Source organism: Streptomyces sp. NBRC 109706 (genome assembly GCF_000974485.1).
GTDB lineage: Bacteria > Actinomycetota > Actinomycetes > Streptomycetales > Streptomycetaceae > Streptomyces.
This window is the reverse complement of sequence record NZ_BBOM01000004.1, coordinates 809,301-824,427: the sequence shown is the minus strand read 5'-3', so window position 1 is coordinate 824,427 and position 15,127 is coordinate 809,301. Positions and strand designations below refer to the sequence as shown.

Genomic DNA, 15,127 nt, shown 5'->3' with positions numbered 1-15,127 from the left:
AAATCCGCGCCGTGTGCCCCGAGTACGACGCCGAAGGCCTCGCGGCGGGCGTCAATCCAACCTCCTGACGCACTTTCCGCACTTCTGCCCCGGGCGCCCCGGAGGTACGATCTACGACGTACAACGGCGATGGCCCTCGCTTCCGTTGGATCCTCACCTCCCTTGTGTCGGTGGGGAGTTGGGGCGACGAGGGCCGTGCCCTCGGGGGGCGCCGCGTCGTTGAGCCTCCAGGCGCGGCGCGTGTTCCAGGGCGTGTGCCGGCCATGTGACGAAGGGGTAGGTGCGGTGCCCACAGCAGTGGTGGTTGGCGCGGGTCCGGGGATCGGCAAGTCGGTCGCGGACCGGTTCGCGAGGGAGGGGTTCGCGGTCGCGGTGCTCGCCCGGAGCGAGGAGACCCTGGCGTCCGTGCGGGAGGAGCTTGAGGGGCGCGGCCGCAAGGTGTTGGCGCTGCGCGCGGACAGCACGGACGAGGAGGGGCTGCACGCCGCTCTGGACACCGTGGCCGAGCGGCTGGGCCCGATCGACGTCCTGGTCTACAACGCGGCCCTGATCCGCCCCGACCGGCCGGGCGAGCTCAACGCCAAAGGCCAGTTGGACGCCTGGGCGGTGAACGTGGTGGGTGCGCTGAGCGCGGCCACGCATGTCGCGCCCGGCATGGTGGAGCGCGGTCGGGGCTCGATCATCGTCACCGGTGGGATGCCCAAGCCCAACCCCGCGCTGATCAGCCTGGGCCTGGGCAAGTTCGGCGTGCGGAACCTGGTCGCCCTGCTGGACGCCGAGTACGGGCCTTCGGGGGTGCATGTCGCCTCGGTGACGGTCCCCCGGAGGGTGATCAAGGGGACGGACCACGATCCCGATCTGATCTCCGAGCACTACTGGAACCTCCACCTCCAGCCCCGCGAGGAGTGGCAGCAGGAGGTTCTACACGGCGGCGACGCGGCCTGAGCGAACGCGGCCCGAGCGAACGAGAGCCGGGCCAAGGAGAGCCGGGCGAACGAGGGCCGGGCCAACGAGAGCTGAGCGAAACGGGCTCTCATCACACATTCAGGCACAGCGGTCAAGACGCACCATCCGGCCTCACGGACCGTGCCGCAATACTTCGCGGCACGGTCCAGGTGTTCCGGCCTGCCCAGAGGCGGGATGGTGGGGCATGCGCCGGTGCGGGTCAACACGGCATGAACGAGCGCCGGCGTGCCCCCGGCGCACCGTTCCAGCACCTCGTCGACCCGTGTCGCGCCCCGGCCCGCGGCGGCGAGAAAACGTCACGGCCGGTCTATGAAACCTTCGTTACATCTCGTCCCCGACTCATGGCCGGGGCTTCACCGGGTGGCAGGCCCGTTGGGAATGTCCGGGAAACAGGTGAAGATATGCCGCTTGCCTGGGCCTCCACTTCGCATGGTTTACCACACCGTGTGACGTTGCTCATCGCTGACTTGTCTGGATTCAGGCTGCCAAGACCTTCCTATTCCTCCTCAAGATGAGGGCGCATTCGCCACGTGTGTGCTAGGGGGAAGGAATTTTCCATGCCAGGTAGGCGACGAGTCAGCCGATCCGTTATGCCGGGACGGACGGTCCGGGAGAACCCGGCGGATTCCCGGGGGTCGCTTTCATGAGCAGTACAGGGACCGCTCCGCCGCGACAGGTGGAGATCCTGCGCACCCGGGACGCCGCCGCGGACCGCCGCTTCCACGAGTGGGGCTCCTACGTCAGCCGGGTCTGCGGGCCGCTGCGGGTGGGCCGGGAGTGGCAGGGCGGGTTCAACGGGCATATCGTCACCGGCACCTTCGGCACCGTGCAGCTCGCCGCGGTGCGGGCCGAACCCCACACGGTCGAGCTGACCCGGCTGCGGGCCGCCGACACGACGACTCCCCGGCTCTATCTCACCCATGTGCTGGACGGTGAGGTGCACGCCAGCCAGGGCGGGAACGTCGTGACCGCCGGGGCCGGCAACCTGTTCTCCTACGACAGCTCCCATCCGTTCGTCCTCCGGATGCCGCAGCCCATCCACATGGTCAGCGTCAAGTTCGACCACCGGCTGGTGGACCTGCGGGCCGGGCAGGAGCATCCGCTGCGCGCCGCCTTCTGGTGCGGTGACAAGGGTGTCTCGGTGCTGCTCGCCAGCCTGCTGCGCTCCGTGGCCAACCACATGACCGAGCTGGACACCACGGCCGCCGACCAGTTGGGCACCGGCATCGCCAATCTGGTGGGCGCCGTCTGCGCGGAGAAGCTGGGCGCGCCGGGGAGCGACTTCGCCGCCGTGCGGCGCTCGTTGCTGCACCGGATCAAGTCCTATGCGCGGGCCCGGCTCGCGGACCCGGAGCTGAGCCCGCTCGAACTGGCGCGGGCGCACCGGGTGTCGCTGCGCTATCTGCAGTTGCTCTTCCAGGAGGAGGACACCAGTCCGGCGCTGTGGATCCGCAACGAGCGGCTGGCGCGCTGCTGGGAGGATCTCGGCAGTCCCCGGCTGGCGCATCTGACGGTGGCCACCATCGCGGAGCGCTGGGGTCTGCGCGGGGCCTCGCACTTCAGCCGGCTTTTCCGGGAGGCGTACGGCGTCACCCCGCGCGACTGGCGCCGGCAGGCCAGGGACACGATGCGCTGACCGCGCACGCCCGGCCCGGGATTGGGTTGCGCGAACGCGCCACACCGCGTGCGTGATCACGCGAAAGGGATGACGGCCCGACTGGGAGACTGATCTCCGATTCGGAGTAATTAGCGGGGACCCGGAACTTACCTCCCATATACCCGGGAGGAATCCCCGTATGAATTCGGCTGCCGTTTTCCGTCCTTTTCCTCGGGAACGAGGTTCCTCCAGATGCTGAGTCCCACCAGAATTGGAATAATAGGCGCCGGTGCCTCCGCCGTATGCCTCCTCAGTGCGCTGAGGGAGCGTTCCGAGACACCCGAGGCCGTCACGGTCTTCGATCCTTCCGCTCATCTGTGGCGTGGTCGCGCCTATCAACCGGACGCGGCCACCCTGCTGGTCAACGCGCCCCCGGAGGACATGACGGTGCGGGCGGGCGACCCGGAGCACTTCATCCGGTGGCTGGGCGCGCGCCGGTCCGGCCTGGCCGCGCGGTCCCACTACGACGACCCCTGGGCGGGCATCGCGTTCGCGCCCCGCGCGCTCTACGGGGACTACCTGGAGCAGTGCGCGCGCGAGGCGTTGGCCGCGCTCCACGCCAGGGGCTGCGAGGTGCGTCTGGTGCGCCGGGCGGTCACCGAAGTCGCCCGTGACGGCGAGCGGTTGGCGGTCCGCACGGACGACGGCGCGGTGTATCCGTTCGACCACACGGTGCTGTGTGTGGGCAACGCGGGTCCCGCCGACCCGCATCAGCTCGCCGGCACTCCCGGCTTTGTCGCCGACCCCTATCCGGTGGTGAACCGGCTGGCGGACGTCGACCCGGACGCCCGGGTGCTGGTGGTGGGCAACGGTCTCACCGCCGTCGACATGGTGCTGACGCTCACCGCGCGGGGGCATCGGGGCGGGGTGGTGCTCGCGTCCCGGCGTGGGGTGCTGCCCAGCGTCCGCCAGCGTCCGGTCGAGCACCGGGCCCGGTATTTCACCGCCGAGCGGTTCCGGGCGATGGCGGCGCGCGGCGAGTCCCTGACGCTCGCTCGGGCGGTCGCCCTGATGGCGGACGAGTTGGCCGCCGTCGGCTCCTCCTCGGAGGTGGTGGCCCGCGAGATCACGGCCGCCGGCACGGAGGATCCGCTGGCGCGGCTGCGCCGTCAGTTCGAGGCGGTGAACGCGGGCGATCCGGGGCTGCGGGTGCTGCAGCGCGCGGTGCCCGACACCGGGCCCGATGTGTGGACGCTGCTGCCGGAGCGGGACCGGGCCGAGGTGCTGCACCGGCACTACCGCACGCTGATGAGCCTCTGCTGCCCGATGCCGCCGACCAGCGCCGCCGTGCTGCTGGGCGAGGCGGACGCCGGGCGGCTGGGCTTCGCGCGCGGTCTCACCAAGATCGTCCCGGATCCGACGGGCGGGTTCGGGGTGCGCACGGCCGACGGCTGGCAGCGGGCCGATGTGGTGGTCAACGCGGTCAGTCCGCCGGGCCATCGGGTGCCGGCGGCGGCCCGACCGTTGGTCGACTCGCTGACGGCGCGCGGGCTGGCGGAGCTGCATCCGCGCGGCGGGCTCCGGGTGGCGAGGGCCACCAGCGGGGTGCTGGCCGACGGGGTGCCCGATCCGCGGATCTTCGCGCTGGGGGAACTGGCCTCCGGTTCCCTGCTGTTCACCTTCGGTGTCCCGTCCCTGCTGGACCGGGCGCTGGACATCGTCGAGGCCATCCATCTGGACACCGCGCGACGTGCGGAGTCCATGCAGGTGGTGTGAGCCACGGGGCGGGGCGGTCGTACGGGCCACGGGGCCGGGCCGCCCGTCGTCCGCTCCGCCCCGCTTCCGTTCCATCCGCTCGGCCGGCCCCGTCGTTTCCATCTGTCACGCCGTCAATCCACGTATGAGGAGCAGGACATGACCGATACGCTCCCCCAGGGGCGCGCCAGCTATCTGGCGGACACCCACACCGGACTGCCGCTGCCTTCGCGGCCCGACTTCATCTCCGTCGACGACGAGCGCAGGCACCGCAAGCAGCGACTCACCGCCGCGTTGCGGCTGTTCGGCAAGCTCGGCTACGGCGAGGGCATCTCGGGACACATCTCGGTGCGTGACCCGGAGGACGAGGACAGGTTCTGGGTCAACCCGTTCGGGGTCTCGTTCCGGCGGGTGACGGTCGGCGACCTGATCCTGGTGGACTCCGACGGCCGGGTGGTGGCCGGGCGCCACCGCGTCAACCCGAGCGCGTTCGTCATCCACTCGGCGATCCACCAGGCGAACCCGGACGCCACCGCGGCGGCCCACGGACACACCACGTTCTCCCGGGCGTTGGGCGCGCTGAGCCGGCTGTTGGAGCCGTTCGACCAGGAGTCGGCCGCGTTCTACCAGGACCAGGTCCTCTACGACGCCTACGAGGGGCCCTCGATCAGCGTCGAGCAGGGCAAGGACATCGCGGCGAAGCTGGGCGACAAGCGGGCCATCCTGCTGCGCCACCACGGGCTGATCACCGTGGGCCGTTCGGTGGACGAGGCGGCGCACTGGTTCTTCACCTACGAGGGCGCGGCCGAGGTGCAGTTGACGGCGGCGGCGGCCGGTGAGCCGAAGCCGATGACCCACGCGCAGGCGGTCGCGGCGCGGGACGGGTTCGGCGACCGGCAGCTGGGCGAGTTCAGCTTCCAGCTGTTGTGGGACGAGATCACGCACGAGGAGCCCGATCTGCTGGAGGAGTGAGCCGGGTTCCGACCGAAGAGGCCGCCCCCGCCGGGGGCGGCCTTTCGGCTTCCCTCGGCGGGGGCGGTCGCGTCAGCCGATCCGTTCGTCGACGGTGTCGGCCGGCACGGGTGCCGGCTGCTTGTCGGCGGCGGGGGCCTGGCCGCGCCGTTTGGCCGCCCAGGCGGCCACGGCGACCGCCAGCGCGGAGAAGGCGGCGACCACGATGACGACCCAGGTGCCCTGGTGGTAGCCGTCGAGCAGCTGTTCGCGGGTGTGGTCGGTGTCCTCGCCGCCCATGCGAACGGTGACCACGGCGAGCACCACGGCGGCGCCGACCTGGTAGCCGGTCTGCAGGATGCCGGCGCCCAGGCCCTGTTCCGACTCGGCGAGTCCCGAGGTGGCCTGGATGTTGGCGGCCGTGAAGGCGAACGGGAAGCCGACGCCGATCAGCACCATGCTGGGCAGGATCATCGTCCAGTACGAGGAGTCCGGGCCGATCCCCAGGAAGAGCAGGAAGGCCACGGTGTAGAGGAACATGCCGCCGAACATCATGCCGCGCACGCCGAGCCGGTTGAGCAGCTTTCCGGCGCGCGGCGCGAAGATGAAGATCATCACGCCGATCGGCAGGAAGGCGAAGCCCATCTCCAGCGGCGACCAGCCCCGGTAGGACTGGAGGTAGAGGCTGCCGACGAACTGGTAGCTCATATAGGTGCCGAGGATCGCGGCGGCGATCAGGCTGGCGCCCAGCAGGGCCTTGTTGCGCAGCAGGCCGAGCCGCAACAGCGGTTCGGGGGAACGCCGTTCGATGACGGTGAACGCCACCAGCAGCAGCGCCGCGACGGCGAACACGCTGAGCGTCGCGGGGGCGCTCCAGCCGACCTCGGGGGCCTGCACGATGCCGTAGACCAGCAGCAGCATGGCCGCGGTGACGGTGATCGCGCCGCTGGCGTCGTAGTGCCGCTTGGAGCCGTCGTGCGGGGTGTCCTTGGGCACCAGGATCAGGGCGCCCACCAGGGCGGCCAGCGCCACCGGCACGCCCAGCATGAAGGTGAGCCGCCAGCTGACCTCGGTGAGGAGGCCGCCGATGACCACGCCGATCGAGTAGCCGACGGCGCCGCAGGCGGTGTAGATGCCCAGGGCGCGGTTGCGCTGTGGCCCCTCGGGGAAGTTGCCGATGACGATCGCCAGGGCGGACGGCGCGGTGAGGGCCGCGCCGATGCCCATGACGAGCCGGCCGACGATCACCATCAGGCCGTTGCCGGCCAGTCCGCCGAGGAGCGATCCGGCGGCGAGCACCACGAGCCCGATCAGGAACACCCGGCGGCGGCCGAGCAGGTCGGAGAGGCGGCCGCCGAGCAGCAGGAAGCCGCCGAACCCGAGGACATAGGCGCTGACCACCCACTGGGCGGCGGAGTTGCTCATGTCGAAGTCGGCTTTGATCTGCGGGGTGGCGATGCCGATCATGATGTTGTCGAGCGCGTCGAGGGAGAACGCCCCGCAGACGACCACCAGCATGAGCCACGCACGTAAGCCCCAGCGGACCGGCTCGTCCTCGGATGCCACCGGAGCGGCCGGCGGCTCCTGGGAGTCGATGGGGGCCCGGGGAGCGCCAGGGGATGACCTTCGGTCTTCCGAGGCGTCGTCCGTGATGGCCATCAGTGCAGTCTCCTTGTCGTCCGAAGTGACCGCCGTCCGCTGTGGAGTTGACGGCGGGGGGAGGCGAAACCGGGGGCCGGCGCCGTAGAGTCGTTGGGGAACGGGACCAGATCGTGGGCGGCGTGGCCCCGGGTGGCGACGCCAACGACTTATGTACTGGGCTCTACATAACGCTATCGATCCGCTGAACCACCGTCAAGGAGGTCCACTTGGCACGGCTGGGACGCCCCCGGGCATTCGACCGTGACGCCGCCCTGAGCACGGCGATGCTGATGTTCTGGGAACAGGGTTACGAGGCCACCTCGACCACCGAGCTCAGCGCGGCCATGGGCATCACGCCGACCAGCCTCTACGCCGCCTTCAAGAACAAGGAGACGCTGTTCCGGGAGGCCGTCGGCCTCTACGAGCGCACCGAGGCGGAGGCGTCCCGGCAGGCCATGGAGGCCGCGACGACCGCCAGGGAGGCGGTGGCCGTGCTGCTGCACGACAGCGTGGACCGGTTCACCACGGACGGCAGGCCGCGCGGCTGCATGATCGTGCTGTCCACCGCCAACTCCTTCGGCGACCACGCCTCGCTCCGCGACTTCGCGCTGCGCTGCCGGGCCCGCACCAAGGAGACGTTCAAGTCCCGGCTGGACCGGGCGGTGGCCACGGGCGAACTGCCCGAGGACGCCGACACGGGGCGGGTGGCCGCCTTCTACACCACCTTCCTCAACGGCCTCTCGCTGCAGGCCAGGGACGGCATGGGGCGGGACCAACTGCACGCGCTGGTCGATATGGCGATGGCCGCGTGGGACACCCCCGTCGGCCCGCTGGCGGGCAGCGCCGCCGGGCGCTGAACGACAGCGGGCCCAGGCCGCTCGGGTCAGACCCTCCGGGTCAGGCCCCGGCCGCCGAGGTGATCCGGGACAGCCAGGCGTCCGTGTTCTCCGGCGTCCTGACGCCCTCCCACATCGCCTCCGGGGCGTTGAAGTTGGTCGCGAAGGCGTCCGCGACCCGCTGGTCGGACGTCGCGGCGCCGAAGAGGGCGCCCAACTGCTCGACGGGCGGCCCCACATTGAGGTTGGACCAGTGGACGGCCGGCTCGGCCACCGACCACAGCCGGTCCGCCGCCCGACGCGCGAACGCCTCGTCGAACGGGCCGCCGGCGGCGATCAGTTCGGCCAGTTCGAACGCCGTCCGTGAGCCCAGGTTGGCGCCCTGGCCGGCCAGCGGGTCGTTGGTGATCCAGGCGTCCCCGATGGCCAGCGCGACCCGGCCGGAGGAGAGCGCGGCCCAACTCCGCCGCACCACGGGCGTGATGCCGCCCTGGATGACATCGCCCGGCTTGGCGATGCCGAATTCGGCTGCGTCGATCCGCTCCCGCAGCTCGGGCGCGTGGTCCTCGACCAGCTTCAGCAGCGTCCGGACGAATCCCGGGGCGTCCCGGAGTGCGTCGAGCGACGCCAGCTGCTCCAGCGGGCCGCCGGGCAGCGCCTCGACGACCATGCCGTGCACGGGCCCGTCGGCGGTGAGTATCCGGGTGGAGAAGATCTCGCCGACCTCGGTGACCTGGAAGTGGATATGTCCGGGCCGGACGGGCGCGATGCCCCGGAACAGACCGGCCGTCAGGACCCGTTGGGGCCCTTCGTAGGGGGAACGGGCCGGATCGCGCGGGAAGAGCGCGCTGGCCTGCCGGCCGACGGCCACCACGACCAGATCGTGGCGCTGGGAGATCCGTTCGATCTCGGCGACCTCGGGGCGCAGCGGCTCCACCCGGCCGCCGCGCTCCTGGTAGTCGGCGATCAGCCGGGGCAGATAGACGCGGAAGTCGACTCCGCTCGCCGGCACGTCGAACCGGCCGAGGAAGCCGATCCCGCTGCCGGGCGGGCCGACGAGCCTGACCCCGTGCGTGTGGTGCTCCGGCTGGTCCCAGTGGGCCACCCCGAGCGTCCGCTCACGTTCCTGGGTGCGCCCGAACCTGACCGGCAGGTGCAGGGGCCGGCCGGCGGCGATCTCGTCGGCGGTGCGCTCCGCGTAGACGGTGGTGGCCACCCCGGTCTGTTGGAGGCGCAGGGCCAGATGGAGCGCGGAGATACCGGCTCCCACGATGGCGATGTTCGGCATGGTGCTCCTTACGGCGTGGTGGGGAGGGCGGGGCGGCGCTGCGCCTTTCCGCTCCTCAGGCGAACTGCGGGATCACGTGCTCGGCGAAGAGTTCGAGCGAACGGCGGGCGCGGTCCGCCGGCAGTCCCGGCGCGCGGCCGAAGAAGATGACCCGTTCCACGTCGCCCAGCGGCTTGATCCGCTCCCTGATGCCCTCGGCCACGGCGTCGGGCGGGCCCACCAGGAAGAGCTCGCGCGGCAAATCGTCGACGGAGGGCAGACCCGGGTTGCCGAACCACTCCTGGAAGGTGTTGAGCAGGTAGAAGTAGTGCTCCCGCAGCTCCTGCCAGCCCTCCTCGGCGTCCTCGCAGATGTAGACCCCGGGGGTGACGATGGCCGTGACGCCGAACCGCGCCGGGTCGTGGCCGTTGGCGGCCAGGGTCTCCCGGTAGAGGTCCAGGATCTCCGGCGGGGTCCCGAGGTCGGGAAGGAACCGCAGCCCGTGCCGGCCGGCGCGCAGCGCGGCGGCCCGGCCGCCACCGCCGACCCACAGCGGCGGCTGCTGGCTCGGCACGGGGGTGACCAGCACGTTGTCGAACGTGTGGTGCTCGCCGGCGAACGAGAACCGTTCGCCGCTCCAGGCCCGGCGCAGGATCTCCACGGTCTCCTCGGTGCGCGCGCCGCGGCCCTTGCGCGGGACGCCGAGCGCGGTGAACTCCTCCTCCCGGTAGCCGGGGGCGATGCCCAGCTCCAGGCGCCCTCCGGAGATCAGATCGGCGACGGCCGCGTCCTCGGCCAGCCGGAGCGGATGGATCAGGCTGGCCAGCAGCATGGCGGTGCCCAGCCGCACCCGTTCGGTGCGGGCGGCGATGGCGGTCAGGGCGGGCAGCAGGGACGGCAGATAGCCGTCCTCGGTCAGATGGTGCTCCGAGAGCCAGACGGACTCGTAGCCGAGCCGTTCGGCGTCGGTGGCCAGGTCGACGGTCTCCGAGTACACCTCGGACCAGGGCCGGTGCCAGCGCGTGGGGTTGCGGAAGTCCAACCAGATGCCGAATTTCACTCTTCCTCCAGGGAGTTGGGAGATGTGTGGGGCGGGATCGTCGGTTCAGTCGTCGGAGAGGGTCCGCAGGGTGCCGCCGAACGACACCAGGGGTGGTCTGCGGCGTCGGCTGCCGGTGGCCAGGACCTCGCCGACCACCACCGTGTGGTCGCCGAAGTCGCGTCGGTCGCGCAGGGCGCACTCCAGCCAGCCGGCCGCGTCGAGCACCAGCGCCCCGGTCCTCGGGCCGGGCTCGGCGGCGCAGGTCAACAGGGCGCGTTCCCTGGTCTCCCGGTCGGCGGCGAAGGCCGCGGCCAGATCGTCGCCGGCCACATCGAGGATCGAGACGGCCCACACCCCGGCGGCCAGCAGATCGTCGAGAAAGGCACCGGGACGGGGCAACGCCAGGGAGACCAGGGGCGGTTGGAGGGAGACCGAGGCGAGGGAACGGGTGGTCAGCGCGTCGTGTCGGCGCTCCCCCTCGGGTCCCGCATGGGTTGTCACCACACAGAGCCCCGAGGCGAAGGCGCCCATCGTGGTGGCCAGGTCCAGGGTCATCTGCGGCTCCTCCCGTCGGTCCCCTGACTGGTGCTGGTGCTGCTGCTGGTGCCGGTGCTGCCGGTGGTGCCGGTGAGGAGGGCGGCCAGGGCGGCTCGGGGGAGCTTCCCGGTGGCCGTCCTGGGCAGATCGGCCTCGGGCACCGCCCTGAGGTGGACGATCTCGGCGCCGAACCCCCGACGCACCCGTTCCCGCACCTGGCGGACGGCGCCGGCCGACGGCACCCCGGCGCGGGGGCTGAAGAGGACGGCCAGCTCGCCGCCGACGGCGCGGGCCACCGTGCGGGTCGGGGCGACGCACGCCAACTCCTCGACGGCCTCCTCGATCTCATGGCCGTGGTAGTGGTCGCCGCCCAGCAGGATCTGGTCGTCGGCCCGCCCGGTCACGGTCAGCTGCCCGTCCGCGACATAGGCGAGATCGTCGGTGACCAGCCAGCGTTCCTCGGTCAGAGGCGTCGGATGCCGGGCGCCGTCCTCCCGGTACCAGCCGGCCACCGGGGCCCCGCGCACCTGGAGGCGGCCGCGTACCCCATCGGCGACGGCCCGCCCGTCGTCGCCCACCACCCGCGCCTCGACGCCGGGGTGCGGGGTGCCGACCGGGACGAAGCGGCGCGGCGTTCCCTGACGGAGCGTCAGCACGCCGTCCACCACTCCGGAGGCGGTCTCCGGCATGCCCCAGCCCGGATGGACGGCGTCGGCCGGCAGCCCGAAGGGGGCCAGCGCGGTCAGAAAGCGGCGGGCCACCCGTTCCTTGACCGCCTCCCCGCCGTTCATCACATAGCGCAGCCCGCCCAGGTCCCAGGTGCGGTCGCGCGCCTCCGCCAGCCGGTCGGCGACCAGTGCGAACGCGTGGTTGGGCGCCCAGGTGGTGTCGACCCGGTGCCGCGCCGCCAGATCGAGCCAGCGCAGCGGGTCGGCCCGCACCCAGCCGGTGTCGGCGTGCACCTGGTGGCAGCCGAGCAGCACATCCCGCAGATGGAACATCACGATGCCGCTGACATGGTCCAGCGGCAGCCAGTTGAGCGTTCTGCTGCGGTCGTCCAGGCCACGCGCCAGGGCGGTGGCCCTGGCCCGGGTCAGGATGTTGCGGTGGGTCAGCTCGACCGCCTTGGGGCGTCCTGAGCTGCCGGAGGTGAGGGTCAGCAGCGCCGGCGCCTCGGGGTCGGCCTCGTGGGGCGCGCGGTCGGCGGTGGAGGCGCGCAGCCCGGGCACCGGCCCGAGCGGGCGCAGCCCCTCGGGCGGCGGCCCCGGCGGCGACTCCCCCAACAGCCAGGCTGGCCCCACCGTCGCCGTCACCTCGGCCAGCCGCTGTCGGCCGCCGCCAGGGGGCAGCGGCAGCGGGAGCCAGCCGCCGAGCACACAGGCCCAGAAGGCGGTGAGCAGATCGGCCGAACTCCCGGCCCTGATCAGCACGACGGCCCCCTCGGGCACACCGGCCGAGCGCAGGCCGACCCGCACCCGGGCCGCCTCGTCCAGCAGCCTGGCGTAGGTGCGGCGCGTCGGCCGCCCGCGGCCGTCCACGAGCAGCACCCCGTTGAGGGTGTCGGCGGCCCGCACCAGGGCCGCCCCCAGGGTCGCGACCTCGGGCTCCGGCTGCGGCCCGCCGTCCAGCACGGCGGGCCGCACGGGTAACGGCCGGCCGTGCCACTGGTCGAGGCGCGTGGTCGGCGGGCTCACGCCACGATGCCCAGGCTGAACGGGTTCTGCGGAGTGCCGCCCAGCAGATGCGCGCCGGCGGACTGGAGCACCTGGTCCTGCGCGATGACATGCTGCCGCATCGTCGTCAGGTCCCGCAGCCAGCGGTCCATCGGCGAGGGCCGGTAGATCGCGGCCGTGGCCACCAGATCGTAGAGCCGGGCGACGATGGACCGCGCGACGCGGAACGCGTTCACCCGGGCCAGCACGGTGTCCACCCGTTCGTCGGGGCCCAGTTCCTCGCCGGCGGCCAGCAACGTCTGCTGCCGGCGGAGGCTGCCGTAGACGGCGTGCCGTGCCGCGCCCAGCTCCATCTCGGCCTCGGCGACGGCCAGTTGCACCCGGTAGGTCTCCGGCCAGGGCAGGTTGGCCGCCCGGTCGACCCGGTGCACCGCCATCTCGCGCACCCAGTCGAGCGCGGCCCTGGCCACGCCGAGCGGCACCCCCGGCATGTTGCGCAGGATGGTCTCGGGGGTGGCGTTGGAGCCGGGGACACGCGGCTGGCCCAGGCTGAACGAGTGCTCCTCGGGCACGAACAGGTCGTCCGCCCGGTAGTCCCTGCTGCCGCTGCCGGCCAGGCCCGTGGTGTGCCAGGTGTCGATGACCTCGAACTGCTCGCGCGGGGCGATCATCACCCGCCACTGCGGGCCGCCGTTCTCGCGCGGCTCCAACTCGCCCGCCCGGTACACGAAGCAGCCCGCCACCACCCAGTCGGCGTGGGTGATGCCGCTGCCGAACCCCCAGCGCCCGGTGACCCGGTAGCCGCCCGGCGCCCGTTCGGCCCGGCCCAGGGGCAGGATCAGGCCGGCGGTCACGGTGTCCGGATCGCCCAGCTCCTCACGGGCCACGGACTCCGGCAGGAACTCCGCGTACAGCGGGGTGTCCATGCCGATCATGGCGCACCAGGCCGCCGACGAGTCGCCCCGGGCCAGGATCTCCACCGCCTCCGTCTGCTGCACCGAGTCGAGCCCGGGACCGCCGAGTTCGGTGGGCACCCCCATCCGGAACATCCCGGCGTCGCGCAGCTGCTCCACCACGGCGGCGGGCAGTTGCCGGGCCCGCTCGATCTCCTCGGATGCCGCGCGCAACACCGGCACCAGCTCCTCGGCCCGGCGCAGCACCTCGGCCGCCGTGGTCGGCCTGGTCGGGGCGGCGGCTCGGGAGTCCCGCGCCTTCTGTTGAGTGACCATCTGGCACATCCCTCTGTCTCAGGTGTCTCAGCTGTCTCAGGTCTCTTCGGGGTGTTCAGGGGCTTGGGGGCCTCCGGCCCGGTGTACGTACGCGGTGTAGTACGTCCGCGGATCAGCGGTAACGGCCTGGTGCGATGGCGTGGTTGGGGTCGAGGGCCGCCTTCAGCCGCCTGGTCAGCGCGAGCGCGGCCGGGTCGGCGGCGAGGAGGTCGCGCCGGTCGGTGTGGGCGACATCGAGTCGGTAGGGGGCGAATCCCGCCTCGTGGAAGGAGGTGTGGAGCAGATCGAGCGCGTGGTGGGCCCGGCGGGCGCTCTCCGGGTCGCGGGGGAACTTCAGCGCCACGACGCAGTCGATGAGGTCGGGGCCGAGCAGATGCAGCGTGGCGGAGGTCCGCACGCCCGCCTCGGCGGACACCTCGCTCAGCAGGGCGTCGGCCCGGACGACGGCCTCGCCGGTGAACGGCAGCAGCGGCAGGAAGAACACGAACCCCGCGCGGGCGTCGACCTCGTCGGCCTCGACGCCCATCTTGACGCGGAAGAGGGTGTCGGTGACATCGGGATCGCCGGCGTAGCCGCGTTCCACCAACCGGGCGACGGAGCGCACCGGTTCGTCCGCCTCGTCGGCGTCGGCCTCGGCGATCTCGCTGAACAGTTCGGCGCGCCGCGCCTCGTCGGCCAGGATCCCGACCAGGGCCCGCACCGCCTCGGGGGTGCCGTCCACCGGCAGATGGACCAGGAACTCGCCCTCGGGGCCCGCGTATCCGCGTCCGGCGGCCGGATCGTAGATTCGGGGCACGCCCCGGGTCAGGCCCTGTGCGACGAAGCGCCGGATCGTGTCGACGGCGGCGCCGAGCACGGCGCGCGGAAAGGTCAGGCGCACCACGCGCAGCGCCTCGGGGCGCGGCGCGAGCCGGATCACGCCGGCCGTGACGACGCCCAGGTTGGACTGGACGAACAGCCGCAGCGGGTCGGGCCCGAGGCCGTGCGGGTAGACGGGTGCGCGCCGCCCGGACGTCGGCCACCAGCCGACGCGGACCAGCTCGCCGTCCGGCAACACCACCTCAAGGCCCACCAGTTCCTCGGTGCGCTGACCGCGCAGGCCGACGCCACGGTCCAGGGCGTTGCCCAGCACACTGGTCTCGGCGGCCGAGACGGTCACGTTCACCAACCGCTCGGTGCCGGCGAGCCGCTGCGACAACCGGCCCTGGGTGACGCCGGGTTCGACGACCGCCCAGCCGGCTTCCGTGTCCAGGTCGCGTATCCGGTCCAGATCGCCCAGGTGCAGCACCACGGTGTCGTCGGTGGCCGGCTCGGCCGAGCCGAGGCCCCAGTTGCGGCCGGTGCTGACCGCGTGCAGGCTGCCGGAGTCCGGATCGCGGCCGAAGAGCTTCACGATCGCCCTGGCCTGTTCGGCGGTGGCCGGGCGGAGCAGGGCGGCGATCCGTCGGGAGCGGAAGAGGCTGGTGTTGGGCCCGAGCGGGCCGAGGCCCTCGCCGGCCGGGTCGGCGAGCACCGTCCGGTCGGCGCCCAGGATGGCCGCCGCTTCGTCAAGTGCCGCGCGCAGGGCGGCCGTTCGCACCGTGGGCCGGGCCCCCGGCCGGTCTCCGGCGGGATGGGTGGTGGACATCGAGGA

General features: G+C 72.4%; 12 protein-coding genes. 5 read left to right on the top strand and 7 right to left on the bottom strand.

Going from position 1 to position 15,127, the window contains the following annotated elements; translation table 11 throughout:
* The first annotated feature begins 285 nt into the window (after positions 1-285).
* The 4 genes from AOM46_RS03305 to AOM46_RS03290 all read left to right on the top strand — a co-directional run bounded on the left by AOM46_RS03305 (position 286) and on the right by AOM46_RS03290 (position 5,290).
* Positions 286-945 (top strand): SDR family NAD(P)-dependent oxidoreductase, encoded by a 660-nt coding sequence (locus AOM46_RS03305; RefSeq protein ID WP_234313606.1) that lies wholly within the window; start codon positions 286-288, stop codon positions 943-945.
* A gap of 664 nt (positions 946-1,609) precedes the next feature.
* Positions 1,610-2,602: a helix-turn-helix domain-containing protein gene (locus AOM46_RS03300; RefSeq protein WP_078856420.1), complete on the top strand. Its 993-nt coding sequence runs from the start codon at positions 1,610-1,612 to the stop codon at positions 2,600-2,602.
* Between the two features lie 213 nt (positions 2,603-2,815).
* Positions 2,816-4,339 carry an FAD/NAD(P)-binding protein gene (locus tag AOM46_RS03295; RefSeq protein ID WP_078856419.1) on the top strand — a complete coding sequence of 508 codons (1,524 nt, stop codon included), beginning with the start codon at positions 2,816-2,818 and terminating at the stop codon, positions 4,337-4,339.
* Between the two features lie 138 nt (positions 4,340-4,477).
* Positions 4,478-5,290, top strand: a complete 813-nt coding sequence (locus AOM46_RS03290; RefSeq protein ID WP_078856418.1) for a class II aldolase/adducin family protein — start codon at positions 4,478-4,480, stop codon at positions 5,288-5,290.
* Positions 5,291-5,362: 72 nt separating this feature from the next.
* On the opposite strand, the gene AOM46_RS03285 is transcribed toward AOM46_RS03290, so the two are convergent.
* Entirely contained in the window at positions 5,363-6,928 is a 1,566-nt protein-coding gene (locus tag AOM46_RS03285; RefSeq protein WP_078856417.1) for an MFS transporter, read from the bottom strand.
* A 209-nt stretch (positions 6,929-7,137) separates the two neighbouring features.
* Between AOM46_RS03285 and AOM46_RS03280 the strand changes: the two genes are divergently transcribed.
* The gene (locus tag AOM46_RS03280; RefSeq protein ID WP_062205271.1) at positions 7,138-7,767 is read left to right on the top strand and encodes a TetR/AcrR family transcriptional regulator; all 630 of its coding nucleotides are present in this window, start codon (positions 7,138-7,140) and stop codon (positions 7,765-7,767) included.
* A gap of 40 nt (positions 7,768-7,807) precedes the next feature.
* On the opposite strand, the gene AOM46_RS03275 is transcribed toward AOM46_RS03280, so the two are convergent.
* From AOM46_RS03275 to AOM46_RS03250, 6 genes are all read right to left on the bottom strand, one after another.
* Complete coding sequence (locus AOM46_RS03275) at positions 7,808-9,034, bottom strand: styrene monooxygenase/indole monooxygenase family protein (protein WP_062205268.1); 1,227 nt, start codon at positions 9,032-9,034, stop codon at positions 7,808-7,810.
* A 55-nt stretch (positions 9,035-9,089) separates the two neighbouring features.
* Positions 9,090-10,073 carry an LLM class flavin-dependent oxidoreductase gene (locus AOM46_RS03270; protein WP_062205265.1) on the bottom strand — a complete coding sequence of 328 codons (984 nt, stop codon included), beginning with the start codon at positions 10,071-10,073 and terminating at the stop codon, positions 9,090-9,092.
* A gap of 45 nt (positions 10,074-10,118) precedes the next feature.
* Positions 10,119-10,610: a flavin reductase family protein gene (locus AOM46_RS03265; RefSeq protein ID WP_062205263.1), complete on the bottom strand. Its 492-nt coding sequence runs from the start codon at positions 10,608-10,610 to the stop codon at positions 10,119-10,121.
* On the bottom strand, positions 10,607-12,286 hold the full coding sequence (locus AOM46_RS03260) for an AMP-binding protein (protein ID WP_078856415.1): 1,680 nt from the start codon (positions 12,284-12,286) through the stop codon (positions 10,607-10,609). The genes AOM46_RS03265 and AOM46_RS03260 overlap by 4 nt, the downstream gene beginning before the upstream one ends.
* Positions 12,283-13,494 carry an acyl-CoA dehydrogenase family protein gene (locus tag AOM46_RS03255; protein WP_062205256.1) on the bottom strand — a complete coding sequence of 404 codons (1,212 nt, stop codon included), beginning with the start codon at positions 13,492-13,494 and terminating at the stop codon, positions 12,283-12,285. Before AOM46_RS03255 ends, AOM46_RS03260 begins: the two co-directional genes overlap by 4 nt.
* A 112-nt stretch (positions 13,495-13,606) precedes the next feature.
* Entirely contained in the window at positions 13,607-15,121 is a 1,515-nt protein-coding gene (locus AOM46_RS03250) for an FAD-binding oxidoreductase (RefSeq protein WP_078856414.1), read from the bottom strand.
* Positions 15,122-15,127 lie beyond the last annotated feature (6 nt).

What these genes read in the sequence shown, in the direction of transcription:
- AOM46_RS03300 (WP_078856420.1), top strand. Translation starts at nt 1,610, where the DNA reads ATGAGCAGTACAGGGACCGCTCCGCCGCGACAGGTGGAGATCCTGCGC.
- AOM46_RS03295 (WP_078856419.1), top strand. Translation starts at nt 2,816, where the DNA reads ATGCTGAGTCCCACCAGAATTGGAATAATAGGCGCCGGTGCCTCCGCC.
- AOM46_RS03290 (WP_078856418.1), top strand. Translation starts at nt 4,478, where the DNA reads ATGACCGATACGCTCCCCCAGGGGCGCGCCAGCTATCTGGCGGACACC.
- AOM46_RS03285 (WP_078856417.1), bottom strand. Translation starts at nt 6,928, where the DNA reads ATGGCCATCACGGACGACGCCTCGGAAGACCGAAGGTCATCCCCTGGC.
- AOM46_RS03275 (WP_062205268.1), bottom strand. Translation starts at nt 9,034, where the DNA reads ATGCCGAACATCGCCATCGTGGGAGCCGGTATCTCCGCGCTCCATCTG.
- AOM46_RS03265 (WP_062205263.1), bottom strand. Translation starts at nt 10,610, where the DNA reads ATGACCCTGGACCTGGCCACCACGATGGGCGCCTTCGCCTCGGGGCTC.
- AOM46_RS03255 (WP_062205256.1), bottom strand. Translation starts at nt 13,494, where the DNA reads ATGGTCACTCAACAGAAGGCGCGGGACTCCCGAGCCGCCGCCCCGACC.
- AOM46_RS03250 (WP_078856414.1), bottom strand. Translation starts at nt 15,121, where the DNA reads ATGTCCACCACCCATCCCGCCGGAGACCGGCCGGGGGCCCGGCCCACG.